At 71.3% G+C, this 24,255-nt stretch carries 23 protein-coding genes; 11 read left to right on the top strand and 12 right to left on the bottom strand.

All coding sequences use genetic code 11. The features are described 5' to 3' along the window. Nucleotides 1-108 precede the first annotated feature (108 nt). Nucleotides 109-2,040, top strand: coding sequence for an ABC transporter ATP-binding protein (locus B3S45_RS07280; RefSeq protein WP_286718511.1), 1,932 nt, complete (start codon nt 109-111; stop codon nt 2,038-2,040). 410 nt (nt 2,041-2,450) lie between these two features. Here B3S45_RS07280 and B3S45_RS07285 read toward each other — a convergent pair whose 3' ends face one another. Then, nucleotides 2,451-4,319: a phosphoenolpyruvate carboxykinase (GTP) gene (locus tag B3S45_RS07285; RefSeq protein ID WP_194383577.1), complete on the bottom strand. Its 1,869-nt coding sequence runs from the start codon at nt 4,317-4,319 to the stop codon at nt 2,451-2,453. 138 nt (nt 4,320-4,457) lie between these two features. Between B3S45_RS07285 and B3S45_RS07290 the strand changes: the two genes are divergently transcribed. Further along, nucleotides 4,458-5,894 carry a helix-turn-helix domain-containing protein gene (locus tag B3S45_RS07290; RefSeq protein ID WP_286718512.1) on the top strand — a complete coding sequence of 479 codons (1,437 nt, stop codon included), beginning with the start codon at nt 4,458-4,460 and terminating at the stop codon, nt 5,892-5,894. 116 nt (nt 5,895-6,010) lie between these two features. Here B3S45_RS07290 and B3S45_RS07295 read toward each other — a convergent pair whose 3' ends face one another. The 3 genes from B3S45_RS07295 to B3S45_RS07305 are packed head-to-tail and all read right to left on the bottom strand — an operon-like array spanning nt 6,011 to nt 8,771. Next, nucleotides 6,011-6,661 (bottom strand): pyridoxine/pyridoxamine 5'-phosphate oxidase, encoded by a 651-nt coding sequence (locus B3S45_RS07295; protein ID WP_286718513.1) that lies wholly within the window; start codon nt 6,659-6,661, stop codon nt 6,011-6,013. Continuing rightward, the gene (locus B3S45_RS07300) at nt 6,658-7,452 is read right to left on the bottom strand and encodes a creatininase family protein (protein ID WP_286718515.1); all 795 of its coding nucleotides are present in this window, start codon (nt 7,450-7,452) and stop codon (nt 6,658-6,660) included. The genes B3S45_RS07295 and B3S45_RS07300 overlap by 4 nt, the downstream gene beginning before the upstream one ends. Then, nucleotides 7,449-8,771: an FAD-binding oxidoreductase gene (locus tag B3S45_RS07305; RefSeq protein WP_286718517.1), complete on the bottom strand. Its 1,323-nt coding sequence runs from the start codon at nt 8,769-8,771 to the stop codon at nt 7,449-7,451. The genes B3S45_RS07300 and B3S45_RS07305 overlap by 4 nt, the downstream gene beginning before the upstream one ends. Nucleotides 8,772-8,890: 119 nt before the next feature. On the opposite strand from B3S45_RS07305, the gene B3S45_RS07310 reads away from it, so the two are divergent. Continuing rightward, nucleotides 8,891-9,490 carry a helix-turn-helix domain-containing protein gene (locus tag B3S45_RS07310; RefSeq protein WP_286718519.1) on the top strand — a complete coding sequence of 200 codons (600 nt, stop codon included), beginning with the start codon at nt 8,891-8,893 and terminating at the stop codon, nt 9,488-9,490. 14 nt (nt 9,491-9,504) lie between these two features. On the opposite strand, the gene B3S45_RS07315 is transcribed toward B3S45_RS07310, so the two are convergent. Then, nucleotides 9,505-10,560 carry a methylenetetrahydrofolate reductase C-terminal domain-containing protein gene (locus B3S45_RS07315; protein WP_286718521.1) on the bottom strand — a complete coding sequence of 352 codons (1,056 nt, stop codon included), beginning with the start codon at nt 10,558-10,560 and terminating at the stop codon, nt 9,505-9,507. Between the two features lie 32 nt (nt 10,561-10,592). Between B3S45_RS07315 and B3S45_RS07320 the strand changes: the two genes are divergently transcribed. After that, nucleotides 10,593-11,186 carry a cyclodeaminase/cyclohydrolase family protein gene (locus B3S45_RS07320; protein WP_286718523.1) on the top strand — a complete coding sequence of 198 codons (594 nt, stop codon included), beginning with the start codon at nt 10,593-10,595 and terminating at the stop codon, nt 11,184-11,186. Nucleotides 11,187-11,195: 9 nt separating this feature from the next. On the opposite strand, the gene B3S45_RS07325 is transcribed toward B3S45_RS07320, so the two are convergent. The 4 genes from B3S45_RS07325 to B3S45_RS07340 all read right to left on the bottom strand — a co-directional run bounded on the left by B3S45_RS07325 (nt 11,196) and on the right by B3S45_RS07340 (nt 15,381). After that, nucleotides 11,196-12,395, bottom strand: coding sequence for a hypothetical protein (locus B3S45_RS07325; RefSeq protein WP_286718525.1), 1,200 nt, complete (start codon nt 12,393-12,395; stop codon nt 11,196-11,198). A gap of 93 nt (nt 12,396-12,488) precedes the next feature. After that, entirely contained in the window at nt 12,489-13,367 is an 879-nt protein-coding gene (locus tag B3S45_RS07330; RefSeq protein ID WP_286718527.1) for an ABC transporter permease, read from the bottom strand. After that, nucleotides 13,364-14,125 (bottom strand): ABC transporter ATP-binding protein, encoded by a 762-nt coding sequence (locus B3S45_RS07335; RefSeq protein WP_071044656.1) that lies wholly within the window; start codon nt 14,123-14,125, stop codon nt 13,364-13,366. The genes B3S45_RS07330 and B3S45_RS07335 overlap by 4 nt, the downstream gene beginning before the upstream one ends. Continuing rightward, nucleotides 14,122-15,381 carry an amidohydrolase family protein gene (locus tag B3S45_RS07340; protein ID WP_286718530.1) on the bottom strand — a complete coding sequence of 420 codons (1,260 nt, stop codon included), beginning with the start codon at nt 15,379-15,381 and terminating at the stop codon, nt 14,122-14,124. The genes B3S45_RS07335 and B3S45_RS07340 overlap by 4 nt, the downstream gene beginning before the upstream one ends. 189 nt (nt 15,382-15,570) lie before the next feature. Here B3S45_RS07340 and B3S45_RS07345 point away from each other — a divergent pair, with 189 nt between their 5' ends. Further along, nucleotides 15,571-16,557, top strand: a complete 987-nt coding sequence (locus B3S45_RS07345) for a PDR/VanB family oxidoreductase (RefSeq protein WP_286718533.1) — start codon at nt 15,571-15,573, stop codon at nt 16,555-16,557. 11 nt (nt 16,558-16,568) lie between these two features. Here B3S45_RS07345 and B3S45_RS07350 read toward each other — a convergent pair whose 3' ends face one another. After that, entirely contained in the window at nt 16,569-17,894 is a 1,326-nt protein-coding gene (locus B3S45_RS07350; protein ID WP_286718536.1) for an amidohydrolase family protein, read from the bottom strand. Between the two features lie 60 nt (nt 17,895-17,954). Here B3S45_RS07350 and B3S45_RS07355 point away from each other — a divergent pair, with 60 nt between their 5' ends. Further along, nucleotides 17,955-18,842, top strand: coding sequence for an LLM class flavin-dependent oxidoreductase (locus tag B3S45_RS07355; protein ID WP_071044653.1), 888 nt, complete (start codon nt 17,955-17,957; stop codon nt 18,840-18,842). Between the two features lie 44 nt (nt 18,843-18,886). On the opposite strand, the gene B3S45_RS07360 is transcribed toward B3S45_RS07355, so the two are convergent. Beyond that, nucleotides 18,887-20,356, bottom strand: a complete 1,470-nt coding sequence (locus tag B3S45_RS07360; RefSeq protein ID WP_071044652.1) for an NAD-dependent succinate-semialdehyde dehydrogenase — start codon at nt 20,354-20,356, stop codon at nt 18,887-18,889. A gap of 440 nt (nt 20,357-20,796) precedes the next feature. On the opposite strand from B3S45_RS07360, the gene B3S45_RS07365 reads away from it, so the two are divergent. After that, nucleotides 20,797-21,414 (top strand): SIMPL domain-containing protein, encoded by a 618-nt coding sequence (locus tag B3S45_RS07365; protein ID WP_286718538.1) that lies wholly within the window; start codon nt 20,797-20,799, stop codon nt 21,412-21,414. A gap of 5 nt (nt 21,415-21,419) precedes the next feature. Continuing rightward, the gene (locus B3S45_RS07370) at nt 21,420-21,836 is read left to right on the top strand and encodes a hotdog fold thioesterase (RefSeq protein ID WP_071044649.1); all 417 of its coding nucleotides are present in this window, start codon (nt 21,420-21,422) and stop codon (nt 21,834-21,836) included. Here the strand turns inward: B3S45_RS07370 and B3S45_RS07375 are convergent. Beyond that, nucleotides 21,830-22,129: a hypothetical protein gene (locus B3S45_RS07375; protein WP_071044648.1), complete on the bottom strand. Its 300-nt coding sequence runs from the start codon at nt 22,127-22,129 to the stop codon at nt 21,830-21,832. The genes B3S45_RS07370 and B3S45_RS07375 overlap by 7 nt on opposite strands. 102 nt (nt 22,130-22,231) lie before the next feature. Between B3S45_RS07375 and B3S45_RS07380 the strand changes: the two genes are divergently transcribed. The 3 genes from B3S45_RS07380 (at nt 22,232) to B3S45_RS07390 (ending at nt 24,145) form a co-directional block, all read left to right on the top strand. Continuing rightward, nucleotides 22,232-23,026 (top strand): transglutaminase-like domain-containing protein, encoded by a 795-nt coding sequence (locus tag B3S45_RS07380; protein ID WP_286718541.1) that lies wholly within the window; start codon nt 22,232-22,234, stop codon nt 23,024-23,026. A 46-nt stretch (nt 23,027-23,072) separates the two neighbouring features. Next, nucleotides 23,073-23,528, top strand: coding sequence for a hypothetical protein (locus B3S45_RS07385; protein ID WP_286718542.1), 456 nt, complete (start codon nt 23,073-23,075; stop codon nt 23,526-23,528). Nucleotides 23,529-23,683: 155 nt separating this feature from the next. Beyond that, complete coding sequence (locus B3S45_RS07390; RefSeq protein WP_071044645.1) at nt 23,684-24,145, top strand: hypothetical protein; 462 nt, start codon at nt 23,684-23,686, stop codon at nt 24,143-24,145. The last annotated feature ends 110 nt before the right edge of the window (nt 24,146-24,255 follow it).

The following is a 24,255-nucleotide window of genomic DNA, read 5'->3' on the forward strand; positions in this document are numbered from 1 at the left end:
GCGGCGCCGCGCGCTCGTTCGCCCACGGCGTCACCGGGGCGTCACCGTCGCGGTGCGAAGCGAAGTACGGTCGAAGACAACCGTCATCCCCTGTTCCGAGGTACCCGCATGTCCACTGACACCCGCCCCTCCCGCGCCCGATTCGGCCGGGGTGCCCCGGACGACGGGCCGCGCGCGAGCATGCGGCAGCTGCTGCCCTTCCTCCTGGAGCACCGCACCGTGCTCGTCGTCGTCGCGATCCTCAGCGTCTTCGGCGCCGTCACCACGCTCGCGCAGCCGGTGCTGGTCGGGCAGGTCATCGAGGCGGTGCAGGCCGAGCAGGCGCTCGGGATGCTCGTGTGGGCGATCGTCGCGCTCGTGATCGTGTCGTCGGTCATCTCCGGCTATCAGCACTACCTCCTGCAGCGCACCGGCACCGCGGTGGTCTACTCGAGCCGGCGGCGGCTCATCGCGCGCATCCTCCACCTGCCGATCAGCGAGTTCGACGCGCGCCGCACCGGCGACCTCGTCTCGCGCGTGGGCACCGACACCACCCTCCTGTACGCCGTGCTCACGCAGGGACTCGCGGATGCCGTCGGCAACGCCCTGATCTTCGTCGGCGCCATCATCGCCATGGCGCTCATCGACCCGCTGCTGCTCGGCGCCATCGTGATCGTTCTCGGCGTGTCGATCCTGGGGGTCGTGACCCTCAGCGGTCGCATCCGCAAGGCGACGGCGGAGCAGCAGGTGAAGGTGGGCGAACTCGCCTCCGGCGTCGAGCGCGCCATCGGCTCCATCCGCACGGTGCGGGCATCGGGCGCCGGCGAGCGCGAGCAGTCGGCCCTCACCGCCACGGCCGGCGAGGCCTACGGCGTGGGGGTGCGGATCGCGAAGGTGTCGGCCCTCGTGGTGCCCATCGCCGGCATCGCCCTGCAGGTGTCGCTGCTGGCCGTGCTCGGACTCGGCGGATACCGCGTCGCGGACGGTGCCATCGGGGTGGCCGACCTCGTCACCTTCGTGATGTTCCTCTTCCTTCTCGTCGGGCCGCTCGGGTCGTTCTTCGGCGCCATCACCTCCGTCAACCAGGCGCTCGGCGCCCTGGGCCGCATCCAGGAGGTGCTCGATCTCCCCACGGAGACCCAGGATGACGCGCGGATCGCCGCGACCGTCGCTCCCGAGCCCGACGGCACGGCCGGAGACGCCGCGGCCGTGGAGTTCCGGAACGTGCGGTTCGGGTATCCCGAGCACGTCGTCGCCGCTCGCCGTCGGGCGGAGACCGAGGCACGCGCGGTGCTCGAGAGCGCCCACGTCGACACGTCGGCCGTCACCCTGCCCGACGAGGCGGACGACGCGGAGCCCGCCGAGACCGTGGACGAGGCGAAGGATGTGCTCCGCGGCGTCTCGTTCCGCGTCCCGCGCGGCGCCCGCGTGGCCCTGGTGGGCCCGTCGGGTGCGGGAAAGAGCACGACCCTGTCGCTCATCGAGCGGTTCTACGACCCGACCGGCGGCGCCATCCTGCTCGACGGACAGGACGTGCGCACCCTCGACCGCGACGACCTGCGCAGCCGCCTCGGCTACGTCGAACAGGACGCGCCGACCCTCGCCGGCACGATCGCCGAGAACCTGCGCCTGGCCTCCCCCGACGCCACCGACGCCGAGTGCGAGAGTGTGCTGCGCGCGGTGAACCTCGGCGACGTGCTCGACCGGAGCCCCGACGGGCTCGACGCCGCCGTGGGCGAGAGCGGGGTCATGCTCTCCGGCGGCGAGCGCCAGCGCCTCGCGATCGCCCGCGCCCTGCTGGCCGCACCCCCCATCCTGCTCCTGGACGAGTCGACCTCGTCGTTGGACGGCCTGAACGAGCAGCGCATGCGCGAGGCGATCGACGCCGTCGCCGCGGGGCGCACGCTCATCGTCATCGCCCACCGCCTGTCGACCGTGGTCGACAGCGATCTCATCGTCGTGATGGAGAACGGCCGCGTCGTCGGATCGGGCACCCACTCCGAGCTCGTGCAGTCCACGCCGCTCTACCGCGACCTCGCCAAGCATCAGCTGCTGGTGTGACCCCGCAGCCGCGCTGCCCGCACATCCCGCAGCCGCCGCGCGCGCACATCCCTTCCCACTCCGCAGTCACCTTCTGCGCATCCTTCCCGCTCCGCAGTCACCTTCCGCGCATCCTTCCCGCTCCGCAGTCACCTTCCGCGCATCCCGCTCGCTCCGCAGTCACCATCTGCGCATCTGACAGCGGAGCACCCGCAGAATCTGACTGCCGAGCGGTCATGCGGGCACGCGCGGCAGCGCGCACGCGGCGGCGCGCACGCGGCAGCGCGCACGCGGCACCGCGCTGCCCGCACATCCCGCAGCCGCCGCGCGCGTCGAATGCACCAGAAGTCGTCGAGTGAACGGGCTTACGACCGTCAGCCTCCCGTGCACTCGGCGAGTACGTGTGCACTCGGCGCGCGCGTGGAACCGCCTCAGGAGCGGGTCAGGCGGTAACGCAGGGCGTCGAGCTCCGCGCGCAGGGCCGCCGGCACGCGGCCGTCGAAGGTGTCGTAGAACTCCTCCGTGAGATCGGCCTCGCGCAGCCACGAGTCGCGGTCGATCGCGAAGAGCGCGTCGAGGTCGTCCTGCGGCACGTCGATCCCCTCGAGGTCGATGTCGGATGTCTCCGGCAGCCGGCCGATCGGGCTGTCGACCGCGGGCACCTCGCCGTCGATGCGGCGGATGATCCAGTCGATCACGCGGGCGTTGTCGCCGAACCCGGGCCACAGGAAGCGGCCGTCGTCGCCCTTGCGGAACCAGTTGACCTGGAAGATGCGCGGAGCGCGGTCGAACCGCAGCTTCTGCCCGATCCGGAGCCAGTGTCCGAAGTAGTCGGCCATGTTGTAGCCGCAGAACGGCAGCATCGCGAACGGATCGCGGCGGAGCTCTCCGACGGTCCCCTCGGCGGCGGCGGTGCGCTCGGATGAGATGGTCGAGCCCATGAAGACGCCGTGGGTCCAGTCGGTCGCCTCGACGACCAGCGGCACGTTCGTCGCACGGCGCCCGCCGAACAGGATCGCATCCAGCGGCACGCCCTGCGGCGCATCCCAGTCGGGGGCGATCTGCGGGCACTGCGCCGCGCCGACGGTGAAGCGGGAGTTGGGGTGCGCCGCCGGCCGGCCCGACGCCGGCGTCCACGGCTGGCCCTGCCAGTCGGTGAGCTCGGCGGGGGGCGTGTCGGTCAGCCCTTCCCACCACACGTCTCCGTCGGGACGGAGGGCGACGTTCGTGAAGATCGTGTTACCCCACAGGGTCTCGACCGCCGTCACGTTCGTCGACTCGCCGGTGCCGGGAGCGACGCCGAAGAAGCCGGCCTCCGGGTTGATCGCCCACAGCCGCCCGTCTTCGCCCGGACGCAGCCACGCGATGTCGTCACCGAGCGTCTCGACGCGCCACCCCGGGATCGTGGGCTTGAGCATCGCGAGGTTCGTCTTGCCGCACGCCGACGGGAACGCCGCCGCGACGTGGTACGCCCGGCCGGCCGGATCGATGACGCGGATGAGGAGCATGTGCTCGGCCAGCCACCCCTCATCGCGGCCGATCACCGAGGCGATCCGCAGCGCGAAGCACTTTTTGGCGAGGATGGCGTTCCCGCCGTAGCCCGAGCCGTACGACCACACCTCGAGCGTCTCGGGGTAGTGCACGATGTACTTCTCGTCGTTGCACGGCCAGGCCACGTCCGTCTCGCCGGGCGCGAGCGGGGCTCCCACCGAGTGCACGGTCTTGACCCACGGCGCCCCCTGCGCGATCTCGCGCAGCACGTCGGTCCCCACCCGCGTCATGATCTCGATCGAGGCGACGGCGTACTCGCTGTCGGTGACCTGCACACCGATGTGGGACAGCGGGCCGCCGACGGCACCCATCGAGAAGGGCACGACGTACATCGTGCGTCCTCGCATGGATCCCTCGAACAGCGGCGTCAGAGTCGCGCGCATCTCGTCGGGCGCCGCCCAGTTGTTGGTGGGGCCCGCGTCGATCTCGCGCTCGGAGGCGATGAAGGTGCGCCCCTCCGTGCGGGCGACGTCGCTCGGGTGGGAGCGGGCGAGGTAGGAGCCCGGACGCCACTCGGGGTTGAGCTTGATGAGCTTTCCCTGCTCGACCATCGCTCGCAGGAGGGCGTCGTTCTCGGCGCGCGAGCCGTCGACCCAGTGGATGCGGTCGGGCTGCGTCAGCTCGGCGATCTCATCCACCCACGCGACGAGCTCGGCCATGCCGTCGCCGTCGAGGCGGGGTCGGATGCCGAAGCGTCGCTGCTGCGGGGCATCGTCGGTGACGCGGGGGGAGATGTCTGCGATGGCCATGTCGCTCCTCGGTGCGATGGGTGGCGTGCGGTGTACGACGGGGAGAACGTCGATCTGTACCCACTATCGGAGGAATCAGCGGCGTCTTACCAAGAATCAGGATCGTATTTTCTGCATTTCTTTCGCTATGCTCAAGGAATGCACGCGACGCCGCTGGAACTGTCGACCCTGGGCCACCGCATCCGACACCAGCGGGTGAGCCACGGGATGACCCTGGACGAACTGGGCGAGAAGGTCGGTGTGGCCGGAAGCCACCTGAGCCTCATCGAGAACGGCAAGCGGGAGCCGAAGCTGTCGCTGCTGCAGGCGATCGCGGCGGCGACCGGGGTGGATGTCGGTGAGCTCCTCTCCCCGGAACCACCGAACCGGCGCGCGGCGCTCGAGATCGAACTCGAACGTGCGCAGAGCGGGTCGGTCTTCCGCAGTCTCGGCATCGAACCGGTGCGCGTGACCAAGGGCATGAGCGACGAGACGATCGAGTCGGTCCTGGGCCTGCACCGCGAGCTGCAGCGCCGCGAGCGCGAGGCGATCGCGACCCCCGAGGAGGCCCGGCGCGCCAACACCGAGCAGCGCCTGCGCATGCGGGCGCTGGACAATTACCTTCCCGACATCGAGCGGCTCGCCGAGAAGCAGCTGAAGGCGGCGGGCCACTCCACCGGCGCCCTCACGCACCGCACGGTGAGCATCATGGCCGAGCAGATCGGCTTCGAGCTGATCTACGTCAACGACCTCCCCTCATCCACGCGTTCGATCACCGACCTCGAGAACGGTCGCATCTACCTGCCGCCGGCGTCGATCCCGGGCGGCCACGGTCTGCGGTCGATGGCCCTGCAGGCCATGGCGCACCGGCTCCTGGAGCACGAGAGACCCGCCGACTACGCGGACTTCCTGCGGCAGCGGCTCGAGATCAACTACTACGCGGCATGCTGTCTCATGCCCGAGTCCACCGCCGTGGGATTCCTGCAGCAGGCCAAGAAGGACCGCAATCTCGCCGTCGAGGATTTCCGCGACGCGTTCGGCGTCACGCACGAGGCGGCCGGCATGCGCATGACGAACCTCATGACGCACCACCTCGGCATGCGCCTGCACTTCCTGCGCGTCGACGGCGACGGCGCCATCTCGCGCGTGTACGAGAACGATGACCTTCCGCTCCCGGCCGATGTCACCGGGGCGGTGGACGGACAGGTCGCGTGCGCGAAGTTCTCCGCACGGGCGGCGTTCTCGGAGCAGAACCGCACCACCGAGCACTACCAGTACACCGATACGCCCAACGGCACCTACTGGTGCTCGACGCAGACGGGGACCACCGCGGAGGGCGAATTCTCCATCACCGTCGGCGTGCCCTTCGACGACGCCCGCTGGTTCCGTGGCCGCGAGACGACCACGCGCGCCGCGTCGACGTGCCCCGACGAATCGTGCTGCCGTCGTCCGGCGGTCGAGGCGACCGCTCGCTGGCAGGGGAAGGCGTGGCCGAGCGCACGCGTGCACATGCAGATGTTCTCACCGCTCCCCCGCGGCGCCTTCCCCGGGGTGGACGAGAACGAGGTCTACGCCTTCCTCGACCGCCACGTCTGACCCGCATCCCGAGCCCGCCGAGCCACCCCTTTCGTGCCGAGCCGCCCCTTTCGCTGCGTTGATAGAGGGGCGGCTCGCAGGGAAAGGGGTGGCTCGGGGCGGGGTGGATGCGCGCGTCAGCCGGGGAGGGGGCGGGCGGACCAGCCGGTCGCGGACGGGGTGTACTCGATGCGACGGCTCGGGGCCCCGGGATGCGACACCCAGAACAGCCAGCGTTCGGGCCGCACGGCGAAACCGACCCACCCGGCGGGGGGCTCCGGGTCGGGATGCGCGGCGGCGAAGCGCGCCCATCCCTCCTCCCGCGCGGCCAGCGGCTGGGCGGCGACCTCCGGCGTGTTCACCCAGGCGAGCTGACGCAGGTACGGCGACCGGCGTGCGTACGTTCGGGCGGCGCTGGCGTCGGAGACTCGCGTGGCGAGCCCTTCCACAACCAGCTGCCGGGTGAAGCCCGGCCAGAGGATCGTCAGCGCCACCCGGGGGTTCACCGCGAGGTCGGCGACCTTGCGGCTGCTCGCGTCGGTGTGGAACGAGAAGGATGCGCCGTCGAAGTCGCTCAGCATCACGGTCCTCGCGTGCGGGACGCCCTCCGGCGACACGGTCGACAGCGTCATCAGGATGCGGTCCTCATCCGGCCCCGGCAGCCAGCTCGCCGCGAGCGCCGCCGGGTCCGCGGGAGGATCGGCGGCGTGCACGGGATCGCTGGCGTGGTCGATGACCGGCACCTCGACCGCGATCGAGATCGACGCCGGATGCGCGGTGCCGCTCATGCGAACTCGAATCCATCGATCTCGGCGAGCGCTTCGGCGACGAAGTCGACCCCGCGCTCGAAGAGCACCTTGCCGAAGGCCGCGTTGGCGCCGGTGGCATCCCCGATGACGCCGGTGGGACCGAAGTCGTCACTGGTCCAGCCGAACATCACCGGCTTGCGGTTGAAGCCGATGTGCGTGTGTCCGGCGATCTTCTCGGGCACGTTCCGCGGCGGCATCTCGGGCGCGACGAGGTGCGGTGCGAGATGCATGACGAGCGAGGTCTCCCCGAAGCCGGCGTGGATGCCCTGCCCCTTCTCGTCCGGGCCGTCGACGCCGTCTCCCGACGCCCCCGCGCCGGACGGCATGGAGAAGGATCGCAGGCCGTACCGGCGGCGCAGCTCCCGGTTGAGCCATCCGAGCAGCATGACGTTGCCCCCGTGGCCGTTGACGAAGGCGACCGTGCGCACCGGGGTCTGCGCGATCGCCGCGCCGATCTGCACGAGCTCGTCGAGCAGCGTCGTGCCCTCGATCCACAGCGTGCCGGGGGCCCAGTGGTGCTCGTCGGATTTCGCGTAGGCGACCGTCGGCAACAGCCACGCGTCGATCCCGGCGGCGACCGCGCGATCGACGGCCGCCGTCGCGACGGCCTCGGCGATGAGCGCGTCGGTGCGCAGCGGAAGGTGCGGGCCGTGGTGCTCGAGCGCCCCGATCGGCACGACGGCGATCGACCGGTCGCTCGTGGCGGCGGTGATCGCGGGGCCGGAGAGATCAGCCCACGCCCGGCTGGGCGGAGTGAACGGGGTGGTCATCGGATGGCTCCCTTCGTGGGGCCGGCGTAGTCGGGATTGAGCTTTCCAGGGTTCAGCAGCCCGGCGGGGTCGGTCTCGCGCGCGAGGGCGACCGTCTCGGCGAGGCGGAAGTCGACGTTCCACTGGTGCGGGTTGTGGGTCGACACGCCCAGGTCGTGGAGGGCCTCGATGCCGGCGTAGACCGCCTCGGGACTCTCGTAGACGCCGGCGAGCATCCCGATCGGCACGGTGTGACCGGCCTCGATGTGCAGCTGACCGCCGGGATACACCGCGTGCACCGCGTCGATGCGCTCGACGAGGGCGTCACCCGAGACCTCGACGTGGAAGTAGACGCCCGGTTCGGACTTCTGCAGCCACTCGATCGGATGGTTGTAGCTGAGCACTGAGATCGCCGACGAGACGTTCGCCCCCTCCCGCACGTCTTCGATGCGGCCACCGGCCGCTTCGATCAGCGCCGTCGCCTCGGGCACGGTCGCGATGTCGGCGATCATCCGCAGGGAGCTGCGCCCCTCGGGGAAGGCGTCGTCGGGCGGCAGCTGCGCCGTCACGTGCGGGGTGTCCGCCGACACGAGCCGGGGCAGGGGTGTGAGCCGTCCGAGCGAACGCAGCACCGACAGGGCGCCGGAGAAGTCGGGGAAGGATGCATACAGCCCGCGCCAGTCCTGCAGCGGCTCCAGCCGCACGGTGGCCCGGGCGATGATGCCGGCGGTGCCGTAGTTGTGAACGAATCCTTGCGCCGCTTCGCCCTCGAGGTGCACGAGTTCGCCGGCGGAGGCGGGCGTGACGACGTCGAGGGCGACGACGAAGCCGCGATCGTTGGACCCGTGCGCGATGGTCCCGGTGCCGCCGGATCCGCCGCTGAGGAAGCCGCCGAGGCTGGAGTGCACCGTCGACGGATACATCCACAGCTGTCGCCCCGCGGCGCGCGCCGCCTGCTCGAGCGCGGTCATCGGGGCTCCGGCGTCGGCGGTGATCGTCTCGTCGGTCACCTCGATGACCGACCGGGCGCGCGACATGTCGAGCACGAGCCCGCCGGGCATCGGGATCGCCTGACCGTAGTTGCCGGTGCCCTTGCCGCGCGGCGTGATCGGGGCCCCGTGGCGTGAGGCGATGCCGACGACCGCGGCGATCTCGGCGGCGGTGGTCGGAAACGCCACGAGATCGGCGACCCCGAGCGGGAGCTGCTCGGCGATGATCGGCGACATGCGCGCGCCGTCGACCGACGCCTTCTCGCGCTGACGCATGTCTGAACTGACACCGCGTGGGCCGAGCAGATCGGCGATCTCGCGCTCGAGGGCGGCGTAGTCGGGGGTGGTCATGGATGTCCTCCTTCATCGCATCTCCCGAAGGCGGTGCGCGGCGAGCCGGGTGATGAGTCACTCGTCGCGCGGGGTGCGGGATGCCGGGGGTCGGCACGACCGCCCGGTAGCCTGCTGGCATGGCGGAAACGATGGGGAGCCGGGCACCGGACGGTCCGGCCGACCCCGACGAGGCCGCACGCGCACTCGGAGCGCGCATCCGGGCGCTCCGCACGGCGCGTGGGGCGACCCTCACCGAGGTGGCCGCCGAGGCGCAGCTGTCGCACTCGTTCCTCAGTCAGGTCGAGCGCGGGCTGGAGCGCTTGAGCATGACCTCGCTCTTCCGCGTCGCGCAGGCGCTCGGCACGACGCAGCAGGCGCTGCTGACCGAACAGCCGCGGGAGCGCTCGGAAGGCGGGTTCCATCTCTTCCGCCGTCACGATGACTCGGCGGTGGACACCGAGAGCGGCCCCGTGCACGTCATGGCGCCCACGACCGGGCACTTCGTGCCGATGATCATGGTCGGGCCGTTCGGCGACGAGGGGCCCTGGTGGGAACACGGCGAGGACGAGTTCGTCTACGTGCTCGACGGTGTGCTGGTCGTCGTGCTCGACGAGGGTGAGCACGAGCTGCGCGCCGGCGACGCGACCTACTACGAGGGATGGGTGCGTCACAAGTGGCGCACCCCGGAGGGCGAGACGAGCCGGGTGGTCGTCGTCAAGGAGCAGCGCCGCAGCTGAGTCGGCGTGACGCGTCACGCTCCCCCTCCCAGCTCGCGGGCGATCGTGGCGAGCGCATGCGCGTAGGCGATCTCATCACCGCGCCGCGCGCCGCCGGCGACCACGACACCGGCGACCCCCGGAACCTCGAGGAGGGCCGAACCGTACTCGATCGCGAGCCGGATCCCCTCCGAGCGCATGTCGCGCGCGGTGCGCAGCCGCTCGGCGTATCCGGGCGGAAGGAGCGCGGCGTGGAAGGAGCCCAGGAGCGCGGCTCCGTCGTCGTCGACGATCACCGGCACGCCGGGGAGGACGGGAGCGGTCGCACCCGCACCGCGGCACCGCTCGATGAAGGCGGCGACCTCGTCGACGCCCCCGCAGTACTGCGTCAGGCACAGGCGACCGCCGGCACGCTGTTTCTCGGCGACGCGCGGGCCGCGCATCGCCTGCGGCGGCGCCGCCGGCGATTCGGCGAAGGACGGGAGGAGTCCGTGGGCCCTGGCGCGGGGAAGAAGCGTGGTCGCCTCCAGGTCGAACACCGGCGCCGCGTCGGGCCGATCGCCCGTCTCGGTGTGGTCCCCGGTGACGCAGTGCACGCCGGCGACACCCGCGTCGCGCAGAGCGGCGAGTTCCCCCTCGAGCGCGACGCGGTTGCGGTCGCGAGCGTTGACACCGATCCAGGCGCGCATGCCGGCGGCGGTCATGAGGTGACCGCGGTAGGACGGCGGGAACTGCGTGCGCGAGGTGGCGGCGTCTCCCGACAGCGCGGCATCGGTGTGGGGCGCGAGCACCTCCGCCACGCGGGAGACATCGTCGGCGACCATCGGACGCGCGGGGAATCCCGTCATCACGAGAGCACGCCGGGCGAGGATGTCGGCGACCTCCGTGGCCGCCGCGGTCGGAGCGGGCACCGGGGTCGTCGCCGCATCCGGCCACCGTACCGGCAGGTCTCGCTGCAGGAAGACGCACGGGTCGGGATGCGCTTCGCACGATCCGTCGGGGTTGACACCCCCGCACGGGCCGTAGGTCATGTTCTTCGGACACGCGTCGAGCGGAGCGGCGCGGTGCATCGTCGCAGGAGGGATGGTCACCGGGCGCTCCGCAGCATGTCTAGACTGCGGCGATGGAGATCTCGACCCGCACCGCAGCCCTCACCGAGTGGACCGAGCGACTCGCGGAGCCCGCCCCCGCCCCGGGCGGCGGCGCCGCTGCTGCGGTCGTGGCCGCCATCGGCGCCGCCGTCGCCGCCATGGCCGACGGCTACGGCGACGATCATCCCGACGCCCGACGTTTCGTCGCCGCGCGCGAGCGGGCGTGGAAGGTCGCCGACGACGATGCCGCCGCATCCGCCGATCTCGCCGTCGTCTTCCACGCCGCGCCCGAAGACCGGGACGCCGACCGCACCCGTCGCATCCTGGAGCACGCCGCGGCGTCGTCCGCCGCGGTGGCCGGCGTCGTCGTCGAGCTCGCCTCCGCCCTCGAGCCGCTGGCGAAGCGGTGCCCCGAGCCGGTGCGCGCCGACGTGGCCGTCGCGGCCCGCCTGCTCGCCGCCGGCGCCCGGGCCGGAGCGGTCAACGTGCGGGTCAACACGACCGCGTGCGCAGACGCGGGCAGCAGCGCCGAGTTCGTCGAGGATCTCCGAGCGAAGGAGCAGGACGCGATCGCCGCCGCCGACGCCCTCGATCGGCTGGCCGCCGTCGTCACCGAAACGCTCTGACACCGCGGATCAGTCCATCGAGATGGACGTGTCGATGAACTCGTTCGTGTAGAGGTCTTCGATCGAGATCTCCTCAGCATCGGCCGCGCTGATGCTGCCGGATTCGACGAGGAACGGCACGAAGTCGTCGAGGATCGACTGCATGCGCTCGGGGTCGAACTGCCCGAACACACCCGAGGCCTCGTCATTCTGCACGATCTCGAGCGCGAGCTGCTGCTCGACGGAGAAGTCGGCGACGCCCTCGGAGTAGGTCCAGCCGGTCTGGTAGGTGTCGACGAGTTCGACGATCAGCGCGTTGGTGCCGGCCGGGTCGGCGAGGTAGTCGAGCTGCGACTGCTGCATGATCGGGACGAGCTTGGCGAGGCAGTCGCCGTACTCCTCGATCGCGTCGGCACGCACGGCGAGCGGTTCCGGATAGATGGTGTAGCCGACCTCGCTCAGCAGCTGGAAACCGACCGGCTTGCCCCACTCGGCGATCTCGTTCTCGTAGATGTAGGGCTCGGCGGTCGCGAAGCCCTGCTGGAGGATCGTCGGGTCGGAGACGAAGCGCTGCGCCGTGCCCTCGTAGCTGAGGTCGATCTGCGAGCTGTCGATGATGCCCTGCGCCAGGAGCATGTTGGGGATGACGTCGCCGGAGGTCACCACCGGCGCACCGTCGGCGGTCGCCTCCGCGATCGTGGTGGCGCCATCGTGGCTCGCCGGGTCCCACATGAGGATCTGCGGACTCCAGGTCATCTGCGACGTCACGGCGACCGTCGGCTGATCGGCGGCGGCGACGATCGCCGCATCCGTGTTCACGGCACCCAGCAGGATGTCCTCATCCAGGTACATCAGCGCCGGTACGGGCTGGAAGTTGACGTTCGGGCCGCCGGGGCGCACCTCGATGTCGACCCCGGTGTCGACGCCCTGGGCGACGAGGGATCCGGTGACGCTCTTGACGTCGTTGTCGATCGTGTAGTCGTCGCCGACGAGCGCGTACATCGCGCCGTGCTCGGCCTCGGGCTGCCAGTCCTGCTGCATGACCACGGTCGCGGGGCACACCTCGGACAGGTCGAGGGCGCCGCCGGCCTCGGCGGTCGGGGCGGCCGGGGTCGTGTCGGCGGCGGGTTCGGTCTCGTCGCTCGAACAGGCGGCCAACCCGAGGGTGGCGACCGACAGGGCGAGACCGGCGGCGACGGAACGTCGGATGATGCGGGTGGGGGGTGTCATCTCGAGAGTCCTCCTGGACGAGTGGGTGATGCGCAGGACAGGGGATGGTGCGTGGGATGGATCGTGCGTGGGGGGAACGAGGTGTGGGGCGGGTCAGCGGTTCTTCCAGCCGAACAGCCGGCCCACGACGGCACGATCGAGGGCGGCGAAGACCGAGAACACGGCGACGCCGAACAGCGCCGTGAAGATGATGGCGAGGAACAGCGGCTCCATGTTCAGGCGCAGCGTGTAGGTGCGCAGGAGTCCGCCGATGCCCTGCGAGCCCTGCTGGAAGAAGAAGTCCCCGACGATCGCACCGATGACCGAGAGCCCCGCGGCGTTGCGCAGGCCGGTGAAGATCGACGGAATGGCGGCGGGAAGCTGGAGCTTCGTGAGCCGCTGCCAGCGCGAGGACTTGTTCAAGGTGAACAGATCGTGCGCCGAGGGGTCCGCCGACTGCAGACCGAACAGGGTGTTGGAGATCATCGGGAACACCGCGATGATCACGCACACCACGACGCGGGCGGGAATGCCATAGCCCATCCAGATGCCGATGAGCGGCGTGAGCGCGAGGATCGGGATGGTCTGCAGGATCACCGCGTAGGGGTAGAGCACCCGCTCCGCCAGGTGGGACTGCGACATGAAGATCGCCCACGACATGCCGATGACCACGGCGAGCGCGAGTCCCACCAGGGCCACCATCGTCGTCTGCCCGAGCGCGGCGAGCATCGGGCTGATGATCTGCGGGTTGCCGATCGTCTCGAGGACGACCTCGTGCGGCGGGGGCAGCAGGAACCGGCGGCTCTCAGAGAGCAGCAGGTACGAGACGGCGTACCAGATCACGAGGATGCCCACGACCGCGAGCACGATCGGCACGGCGCTGGACCCGGCGCGACGCAGCGTCGACGTGCGCTGAGGCCGGGCCTGCAACGGCGGGGCGGTGACCTGCGCGGGCGCCGCCGCGGCCGGGGCGGTGAGGGTCTGCTCGGTCATGCGTGCGCCTCCAGCGTCTGCGACAGATGGCCCGCGATGCGGCCGAATTCCGGTGAGTACCGCAGCTCCGGCGGGCGCGGATACTCCCACGGGATCTCGATGTCCGCCACGATCCGGCCGGGACGCCCGCTCATGACGAGCACGCGGCTGGACAGATACACCGCCTCGGAGATCGAGTGGGTGATGAACATCGCCGCGAACCGCTTGAGCTGGAACAGGCGCTGCAGCTCCGTCTGCATCTTCAGCCGGGTGATCTCATCGAGCGCGCCGAACGGCTCGTCGAACAGGGCCAGCTGCGGTTCGGCCACGAGAGCCCGCGCGATCGACACGCGCATCCGCATGCCCCCGGAGAGCTCGCGCGGATGCTGCTTCTCGAAGCCGTCGAGCCCCACGAGCGCGAGCGCCTCCCGGGCCCGGCGTGCTCGTTCGGCGGACGGAACGCCGGCGAGTTCGCCGACCAGCTCGACGTTCTTCTGGGCGCTCCGCCACTCCAGCAGGGTCGCGTCCTGGAAGACGAAGCTCGTCACGGCCGCATCGACGTCGAGGCTGCCGTGGCTGACGGTGTCGAGACCGGCGGCCAGGCGCAGAAGGGTCGACTTGCCGCATCCGGAGGGTCCGACGACCGAGACGAACTCGCCGCGGGAGATGTCCATCGAGACGCCGGTGAGCGCTCGGGTGCCGGTGGCGAAATCCTTGGTGACATCACGGAGGGCGAGCGTGGGCGCCGTCGTGACGGGCGCCGTGGTGGCAGCGGTCATACCGTGATCTCCTTCGGAGCGGGCGTGCGGATGTCGACGGTGGCGGTGGACAGGTGCCGCGTGGCCACGACGCGGCCGTCGCGAACGACGACCCGATCGGGTGCGCGTTCGGCGAGCGCCTCGGCGACGGAGGACGCGCGCACGAGGAGCAGGTCGGCGACGTCGCCGTGCGCGCCGCCGGCGGCGGGCTTGCCCACGAGCGTTCGACCGGCCGACGCGACGTGCCACGCCTCGTCGGGTGACAGGTGCCCCGCGATCACGAGCGCCGCGGCCACGTCGACCATGTCACCGTTGCCGAGGGGGTTGAACGGGTCCTGCACGTTGTCGCCGCCGGCGGCGAGGAGGACTCCGGCCGCGCGGATCGCCCGCAGCGGCGGGACGGCGCGCGGCGTCGAGACGGGGTGGTCCCACCCCTGGAGGTAGAGGTTGGTGAGCGGGTTGGTCACGATGCTCAGCTCGGCCGCCGCGACGGTGGCGAGCACCTCGGTGAGCCGATCGCGGGACTGCACCGCGAGGCTCACGCAATGCCCGGCCGAACGCGTGCGCTCGGGCGCCCAGGGCGCCGTCGCGTTCGCGAGGTGGACGACATCCAGCGATGCGGGGTTCAGCGTCTCGTCGGTGTGGAAGTCCACCCCGATCCCGGCCTCGTCGGCGAGCGCGATCGTACGGTCCATCTCCCCCGTCGGATCCGGCGACAGATGGGGTGCGCCGCCGAGGAGGTCAGCTCCGAGCCCGACGGCCTCGCGCACGAGTTCCGCGGCGTGCAGGTGGCCGTGCATCGCGACGATCTGAAGGTCGACGAGGCCGGCGAACTCGTCTCGCAGCGCGACGATCGCGCGCAGGCCGCGGAGCGGATCGGCGCCCTCGTGGAAGTTCACGTGCGTGCGCATCGTCGTCACGCCGGCGCGCAGCGCCGCCAGCAGCGCGCGGCGGGCGTTGCGCTCGATCTGCTCCTGGGTGAGGGCGGCACCGAAACGCTGCCAGCAGGCCACGGCGTCTTCCAGCGAGCCGGCGGGGCAGCCGGCCATCTCCCACGTGTAGGCCTTGTCGATGTGGGCGTGCATGTCCGCCAGGGGCGGCAGCAGCATCCATCCGGTCGCGTCCACGCCAGCCGGGCCCGCAACGTCGCCGACGGAGGTCGAGAGGTGACCGTCGACGACGGCGAGGTCGCCGACGGTGCCGTCGATGGTGGTGACGTTTCGGAGCACGTCGAGCGCGGCGCCGGGGGCGAGAGATTCGGGCGTCGGGAGGACCATGGCGCTCGCTTTCTCGGTGGTGACGGTTTGGGGAACGGTGTTGGCTTGACCAACAATGGCCATTGAACGCCGACCCTGTTTCGACCACCCACGCCACGTGTTGCGAGCCTGTTACGACTCGCAGCAGGCGCCGGATCGCCCGGAAACGTCGATTACGGTCGTCCCGCAGAACCACCCCGAGGAGCACCCGTGAGCTACTTCAGCGACGTCGAACGAGATCTCGTCATCGCCGCCCGCACCGACGTCGCCGACGGCGTCGTCGCACTCGACCTCGTCTCGCCCAACGGCCGCGACCTGCCCGCCTGGACCCCCGGTTCGCACATCGACCTCGTGCTGCCGGGGTCCTCGCGGGGCGAGGTCGTCGAGCGGCAGTACTCGCTGTGCTCCGACCCGGCCGAACGCGGATCGTGGCGGGTCGCGGTGCTCCGCGAGGACGCCGGCCGCGGCGGGTCGGTGCGCGTGCACGAGAGCGCCGCGGTCGGAGCGCGCATCCGGGTGCGCGGACCTCGCAACCACTTTCCGTTCGTCCCCGAGCCGGGCCTTTCGTACCGGTTCGTCGCGGGCGGGATCGGCATCACCCCCCTGATCGCCATGGTCGCCGCGGCGGCCGCGGCAGGAGCGGATTGGCACCTCGACTACGCCGGCCGCTCGCGCCGAACGATGGCCTTCGCGAGCGAGCTCGCCGCGGCGCATCCGGATCGCGTGGCCCTGCACGCCGCCGATGAGGGCGGGCGGTTCGACGTCTCCGGCCTCGCCGCATCCGCCGACGAGCACACGCGCATCTACGCGTGCGGCCCGGCGCGGCTGCTCGACGCCCTCGACGCGGCGTTCCCGGGCGAGGACGGCACCCGCCTGCACCTCGAGCGGTTCGAAGCGATGGAGTTCGGCGAACCGGTGTGGCCCGATCCGTTCGAGGTCGAGCTCGCCCTGTCAGGCGATGTGGTGACGGTCTCCCCCGGGCAATCGGTTCTGGATGCGATCACCGAGCAGTCCCCCGAGACCGTCGTGCTCTCGAGCTGCCGGCGCGGCACCTGCGGCACGTGCGAAGCGCCCGTTCTGGAGGGTGAGATCGAGCACCGCGACTCGGTTCTCACGCCACTGGAGCGACAGGACAGCACCGTCATGATGGTGTGCGTCTCCCGCGCGGCCTGCCCCCGGATCGTGCTCGACCTCTGAGACCTCCCGGTTCAGCCGGCGATGCGCGCACGGAGGCCGGCGACGAGCGTCGCCTCGTCGGCGGTGAGCAGCCGCCCGTCGCGCACCACCCCCGCACCCCCGACGAAGACATCGCGCGGTCGTCGCCCGGGCGAGGCCCACAGCAGCCCGGCGACCGGGTCCGCGACGCCGGCATCGGCAACCCCGGAGACATCCCACACGCACACGTCGGCCCGGGCGCCGGCGCGAAGGTGCCCGATGTCGTCTCGGCCGAGGCCCGTGGCGCCACCCTCGGTCGCCATCGCGAGAACCGTCCGGGCGGAAAGCTGTGCGCCGACCAGCCCCGACACCTGCATCGCCAGGCGCGCATCCGCGAGCAGGTGGCCGGCATCGTTCGACCCCCCACCCGAGGTGCCGAGTCCGACGACGACTCCCCCGGCCTGCAGAGCGGCAACGGGTGCGACCCCCCACCCCATCGGCACGTCGCAGCCGGGCGCGTGGGTCGCGGTGACGCCCGCGGCCGCCAGGCGGTCGATCTCCGACGTCGTGACATCGCAGAGGTGCGCGATCGTCACCCCCTCGTCGAGCCACCCCCATTCTTCGAGGAGATCCAGCGGACGACGCCCGTAACGCTCCAGAGCGATCTCGGTGTCCACCTGCTCGTTCGCCTGCGTGCGGCGGCGCAGCCCGTGACGCGCGGCGACCTCGCCCAGGCGCCGGAAAGTGGCCTCCCCGTCGGAGTGCACACCGGCCGGACCCACCGCGATCTGCAGCATCCCGTCATCGGTGACGCCGCGCTCGTGGCCGACGCGCAGCAGCGTCTCCACGATCGCCTCGGCCCCCTCGGCGGCGATGCCGGCATCGTCGCGCGCGGTGCCGCGGACGAAGGCGAGTCGGGCGCCGAGCTCGCGTGACACGGCCGCGATCGCTCCGGCGATCTCGGCCACCTCCCGGGCGGGGTCGCTGCCGGGCCGAGGCCAGTTCAGCTGGTGGTCCGCCACCGTCGTCACGCCCGACAGCAGCGACTCGGCCATCCCCACGGCGGCGGTGCGCGCCGTGAGGGACGGATCGATGCCGGCTGCGGCATATGCCGACGCCATCGCCGGCAGCCACTCGCGCATGGGCACGCCGCGGGTGGCGGGCAGGGTGCGGAAACCCGACTGCAGCAGATGATGGTGGGCGTTCACCAGCCCAGGTGTCACGACGCATCCCGACACGTCGATCTCGTCGACGCGAACACCAGCGAGATCGTCCGCGGTCGGTGCATCGACCACACGGCCCGCGTCGATCCAGAGATCTCCGGCATGCTCGGTCGTCGCATCCACGAGCACCCGCACGGCGCCTCGGAGTCTCTGCATGCACCCGTTGATATCACGCGGAGCGTTCCGGAATGTTTCGCCCTGCGAGAGCATGGGGGCATGCCCCGCATCGGAATGATCCATCAGCCGACCCTGCCGCCGGAGACGCTCACCGATCTCGCCCGTCGCGCGGAAGCCGCCGGTGTCGAGGAGGTGTGGGTGTGGGAAGACTGCTTCAAGCAAAGCGGCCTCGCCCCGCTGATCGCGGCTCTCGCCTCGACCGAGCGCCTGCGCGTCGGCGTGGGCATCCTGCCGATGCCGCTGCGCAGTCCCGCCCTCGCGGCGATGGAGATCGCGACCGTGGAACGGCTCTACCCGGGGCGTGCGATCTTCGGGTTCGGACACGGGGTGCTCGACTGGATGGGACAGGCCGGCGCACGGGTCGCCTCACCGTTGACGCTCATGCGCGAATACGTGCCGGCGCTGCGTCGGCTTCTCGCCGGGGACGAGGTGACGACGTCGGGCCGGTACGTGCGCCTCGACCGGGTGAAGCTCGCCTGGCCACCCGAGCGCACTGTGCCGGTGCTCGCGGCCGGCGAGGGCCCGAAGACGCTGTCTCTCACGGGCGAGGTCGCCGACGGCACCGTCCTCACCGCGGGATCCAGCCCCGCCATGGTGCGCTCCGCCGTCGCACGCATCCACGGCGCCCGTGAAGCTGCGGGCCGGACGGGACCCCACGAGATCGTGGTGTTCCTCATGTGCGCGTTCGGCGACACCGCCTCAGCGCTCGAGGCGGAGTTCGACGCGTGGGGCTTCAGCGGTGAGCGCCGCTTCGCCGCGTCCGGCGACGATGCCGCAGTGGCCGAGGCGATCGCCGCGCTCACCGACGCCGGCGCGACGAGCGTCATCCTGCAGCCGTTGTCGCACGACGCCGACCTCGCCCCCTATGCCGCCGCGACGGCACGGGTGACCGCGATCGTCCGCGCCGCCGAGCCGCCCCGACCCTGACGAGCGGCCGGGCGGCCCGGCCGCGGGCAGCCCGGCACCTCGGGTCAGAACGGGTTCGGGGTGAGGGTGTACTTCGTCTGGAGGTACTCGTGGATGCCCTCGGCGCCGCCCTCGCGGCCGAGACCCGACATCTTCCAGCCGCCGAAGGGGGCGGCGGCGTTGGAGACCACGCCGACGTTGAGCCCCATCATCCCGGTCTCGAGACGCTCGATCATGCGCTGGCCGCGCGCGAGGTTCTCGGTGAAGACGTACGAGACCAGGCCGTACTCGGTGTCGTTCGCCAGCCGCACCGCGTCGTCTTCGTCGTCGAAGGGCACGATCGCCAGGACCGGTCCGAAGATCTCCTCGCGAAGGATGTCGCTGCCGGCGGCGACGTCGGTGACGACCGTCGGCTCGAAGAACGTTCCCGGTCCGGTCACCGGCGATCCGCCCGTGCGCACCTGAGCCCCGCGGTCGACGGCGTCGGCCACGAGCGATCGCGCCTTCTCGACGGCGCGATCGTCGATGAGCGGACCGATCGCCACGCCCTCCTCGGTGCCGCGACCGATGCGCATGCCCTGCACGCGCTCGGTCACGCGGCGGGCGAACTCGTCGGCGACCGAGCGGTGCACGATGAACCGGTTCGCCGCGGTGCACGCCTGACCGATGTTGCGGAACTTCGCCAGCATCGCGCCGTCGACCGCCTTGTCGAGGTCGGCGTCGTCGAAGACGACGAACGGAGCATTGCCGCCGAGCTCCATCGACGTGCGCAGCACGCCCTGCGCGGCCTGCTCGAGGAGCTTCTGCCCGACCGGGGTGGATCCGGTGAAGGAGAGCTTGCGCAGCCGCGGGTCGCGGATGATGGGCTCCGAGACGGCACCGCTGGAGGACGTGGTGATGACGTTCACGACACCGTCGGGAAGCCCGGCATCCTGCAGCAGCTTGACGAAGAAGAGCGTCGTGAGCGGGGTGAGCTCGGCGGGCTTGACCACGACGGTGCAGCCGGCGGCGAGGGCCGGTGCGATCTTGCGCGTGGCCATCGCCAGCGGGAAGTTCCAGGGGGTGATGAGGTAGCACGGGCCGACCGGGTGCTGCGTGACGATCATGCGGCCGGTGCCCTCGGGGTTCGCCCCGTAGCGTCCCGAGGCCCGCACCGCCTCTTCGCTGAACCAGCGGAGGAACTCCCCGCCGTACGCGACCTCGCCGCGTGCCTCGGCGAGCGGCTTGCCCATCTCGAGCGTCATCAGGAGGGCGATGTCCTCCTTGCGCTCCTGCAGGAGGTCGAAGGCGCGACGGAGCAGCTCGGCGCGTTCGCGCGCGGGCGTCTGCGCCCACGACGGGAAGGCCTCGACGGCGGCGTCCATCGCGGCGGCGCCGTCGGCGACCGACGCGTCGGCGATGGTCAGCAGGCGTTCCCCGGTCGCCGGGTCGAACACCGGCAGGGTGGCGCCGCCCTCGGCGGCGCGCCACTGCCCGCCGATGAACAGCCCGTCGGGGACGTGGGCAAGAAGTGCGGTCTCTCGGTTCTCTGTCATCGATGACTCCCTGTGTCGGATGCCGCAGCATCCTCTCGATCGTGCTCGATCGCGAAACGCATGTCGGTGCCATTCTGCCGCGCCGGCGCAGCACCCGCGCCCTCCACCGCGTACAACGGCGAGCTCGACCTTCGCCGCGACGGCGAAGGAACCGATCCTGGCGGACCCGGCGGTCACGCCCGGAACGAGCGCGGCAGCTGAGCCGGAGACGCTGCCTCGCCCACCCCGCGGGTGCACCGTGAACAAGACAGGAGATTCGGCGGAATCAGCCGCTGTGGGAGGCTTCCCGCGGGCATTTGACCCGAATCTCCTGTCTTGTTCACACCGGGCGCGACAAGCCGCGCCGCACCGGCGAACGAACCGATCGTGGCGGACCCGGCGATCGCGTGGTTGCATGAAGCGAGGCTGCGCCGCCTCGATGCGCGGCCCGGGAGGCACGTATGACCGTCATCACCACCGTCGGCACCGCCGAACGGCATCTTCCCGCCGAGCGTGCCGCGCTCGTCGCGCGCGTGTCGGTCTCGGATGCCGACCGCGCCACCGCGGTCGCCGCGGCGACCGCGCTGCACAACCGACTGGCGGCGCGGGCGGGCGAACTCCACGCCGCCGGGGACGCCACCTGGCATCACGCGTCGACGCTCTCCACCGGCGTGCACCAGTGGGTCGACAACGACGGATCGCTCCACCGTGAGCACGTGACCACCAGCTCCGTGCAGGTGAAGCTGTCGAACCTCGATCGCGTGGCCGACACCGTCGAGCAGCTGAGCGCGATGGGCGCGTCGGTGCACGCCTCGTGGGCCCTCACCGAGGTCACGCGAACCCGCGTGACGAGAGAGATCCGCGCGGCTGCCGTCAGCGACGCCCGCGTCGAGGCCGACGACTTCGCCTCGGCACTCGGCACGACCATCGCCCGGGTGGTCACGCTCCGCGCGGGCGAGGCAGGTCCCGGCCCCGTGGGACTGCGCAGCGCCGCGATGGCGTCCGGCGAGAGCGCAGAGGTCTCCATCCCCGACATCACCGTGCGCGTCGAGGTGACCGCGGAGTTCGAGACCTCCTGACGGGCATGGATGACACCCACGCGACGGAGCGTTCCCGTCGCATCGCCGCGTCGGACGCGGTGCTCGTCGCGCTCGGCATCGGCGTCGACCGCGCGGAACCCGGCTCTGCCGTCGTGCGCATGCGCGTGCGCGAGAACATGGTCAACGGCGCTGGCGTGACGCACGGCGGCATGATCTTCACCCTCGCCGACGCCGCCATCGCCCTGGCGAGCAACCACACCCCGGATGCCGCGCTCGTCGCCGGCGCCGACATCGTCTTCCTCACACCCTCGCACGAGGGCGACGAGCTCGTGGCCGTCGCCGAACAGCGCGCGGTCAGCGGTCGGACCGCGCTGTACGACGCGCGTGTCCTCGCCGACGGGCGGGTGATCGCCGAGGTGCGCGGGCGCGTCCGCCGCCCTCGCCCGCTCCCCGGTCAGTAGGTCTCGGAGACCAGCCGCACGTCGTACTCGGCGACCCGCTGCGGAACGCCGTCGAACGCCTTCGCCCGCGCATCCGATGCGAGGTAGGTCTCCTCCAGGCGGAGGAAGGCCTGCTCATCACCCTCGGCGCTCACGGCCCACACGAACTCGTTCGTCTCTCGGATGCCGTACGCGAACTCGATCGCGAACCCGGCGGCCGGCCGCACGGCCGGCATCCACTTCTGCCACCACTCGACGAACGCGTCGTATTCGCCGTCGACGAGCGTGTACCGGCGCAGCTGCACAGTCCTCATCCCCCCATCCTGCCCGCTCCCCGAAGCTCGGGATGTCCACCGGAGCGCAGGACCCGATGTCAAGCCTCGACACACGGACGGCGACCACGGCACACTCGGAGCATGCAGAGGGATGTCTCCGCCCACGTCGCCCTGGATGTCACCGGTCCCGCAGAACTGGTGTTCGCGATCGCCGTCTCGCGCCATCACTCCCCCGACGAGACGCTCGAAGTCACCGTCGACGGGGCGCCGGTCCCGGTCGACGAGCTGCCCGATGCGCACGGGACCCGGCTGCACCGGGTGCGCTGCGACACCGGGCACCTCGAGCTGTCCTACCGGGCATCCGTCTCCGGAACGGGAGACCCCGATGTCGCGACCGACACCGACCTCGTGACCTACCTGCGCCCGAGTCGCTACGCGGAGTCGGACGCGCTCGCCCCCACCGCCGTCGCGGAGTTCGCCGGCGTCGCGCCCGGCGCCCCGCTGCTCACGGCCGTGTCGTCGTGGGTGGGGACGCGGCTGGCCTACGAGCCGGGGTCGAGCCTGCCGACCGACGGCGCGGTGCGCACACTGCTGGCCCGCCGCGGCGTGTGCCGCGACTACGCGCACACGTGCGTGGCCCTGCTTCGCGCGCTGGGCGTTCCGGCGCGGCTCGTCGCCGTCTACGCGCCCGGCCTGGATCCGATGGACTTCCACGCCGTCGCCGAGGCGTGGGTGGACGACGCCTGGCACGTCGTCGACGCCACGACGCTCGCGCCCCGACCGACACTGCTGCGGATCTCCACCGGACGGGATGCCGCCGACACGGCCTTCCTCACCGTCACGCGCGGCGGCGCCGCGCTGGCGTCGATGGAGGTCACCGCCACGGCCGACGCACTGCCGGACGACGACCTCGACCGCCTCGTCGCCCTCCGCTGACCCGTCTTCGCGTGCGCCGGGCCACGCCGCGTGCCAGGCTGAGGGCATGAAGACCTGGGTCGTGCGCCTCCTCAGCCTGTGGGCGTTCAACGTCATCGTGCTGCTCGTGATCGCCCTCGTGATGGGTCAGGTCGTCGCCGTCGGATGGAGCGCGCCCTGGGCGGCACTGCTCCTCACCGCCGCCACGGTGTGGCTGCGGCCGGCCATCCGGAAGTTCTTCCAGAAGCGCGCTGCGGGCTCGGTGCATCGACGCACCAAGGTGGGAGAGAAGGTGCTGCAGCTGGGCATCGTGCTCCTGGTCGCGCTCATCGTGTGGGTCGCGGTCGTGCTGCTGTCCGGCGTCAACACGACCGGGTGGATCTCCTGGTGGGTCTTCCCGCCGATCATCCTCGCGATCGCGTGGGCGGTCTGGGACGCCATCGCCGCCCGCGTCGAGGCGAAGGGCCAGGAGCTCTACGTGAAGGCCCTCGGCGGCCCCGCCTCCCCCGCCCCCGAGCGATGAGCAAGGGAAGAGCTGGATTCGGTCACGTCAGGCTGCTGGGCTCGCCGAAAGACCCCAGCTATGCTGTCCACGCAATGCGCGCATAGGCTGGGCCCGTCCCCTCACGACGGATGCCCGCCCGCGGCTCCGCCCACGCACGCAGGAGTTCTTCGTCCATGACCGCCGCCGGCTTCAGCGACGACATCGCCCTCGAGACCGACCGGCAGGGCGAGTGGGGGCGGTTCCCGGACGATGCCCCGGAGCGTGCCGCCCTGATGGAACTGAGCCGTGAACTGGCAATCCCCCTGCGTCCGCTGCGGATGCGCGTGCGCACTCAGGAAGGCAGCCGTGTCGAAGTCGACGGGGCCGCCTCTGACGGAAGCGTTTTTGTCCAGGTTTCGCTGCGTCGCGGCGACTTCACGTCCCAGCACCGGAACAAGATCATGGCCGACATGTTCAAGCTCAGTTGGCTGCGCACCGCGGCCGCGCCGGGGGCGCGGGCCATTCTCTGCGTAGGGGTCAACGCAGCGGCCGCATTTCGGCCCGGCGGCTGGCTGCCCCGCGCCGCACCCGACATGCACATCGAGGTCTGGGTCTGGGACGGCGAGCGCATCGTCGGGCTCGCATCTCGCCCCTGAAGCCAGTTGCCGGGCCCAGCGCTCTTCCACTATCGTTTCCACGTCTGCATGGACCTCCGCCGGAACACCGCACTCGCGTTCGCTCGGCACGCTTTCCATGGTCATCGATG

This window comes from Microbacterium sp. UBA1612 (assembly GCF_002321605.1).
Classification (GTDB): Bacteria; Actinomycetota; Actinomycetes; order Actinomycetales; family Microbacteriaceae; genus Microbacterium; species Microbacterium luteum.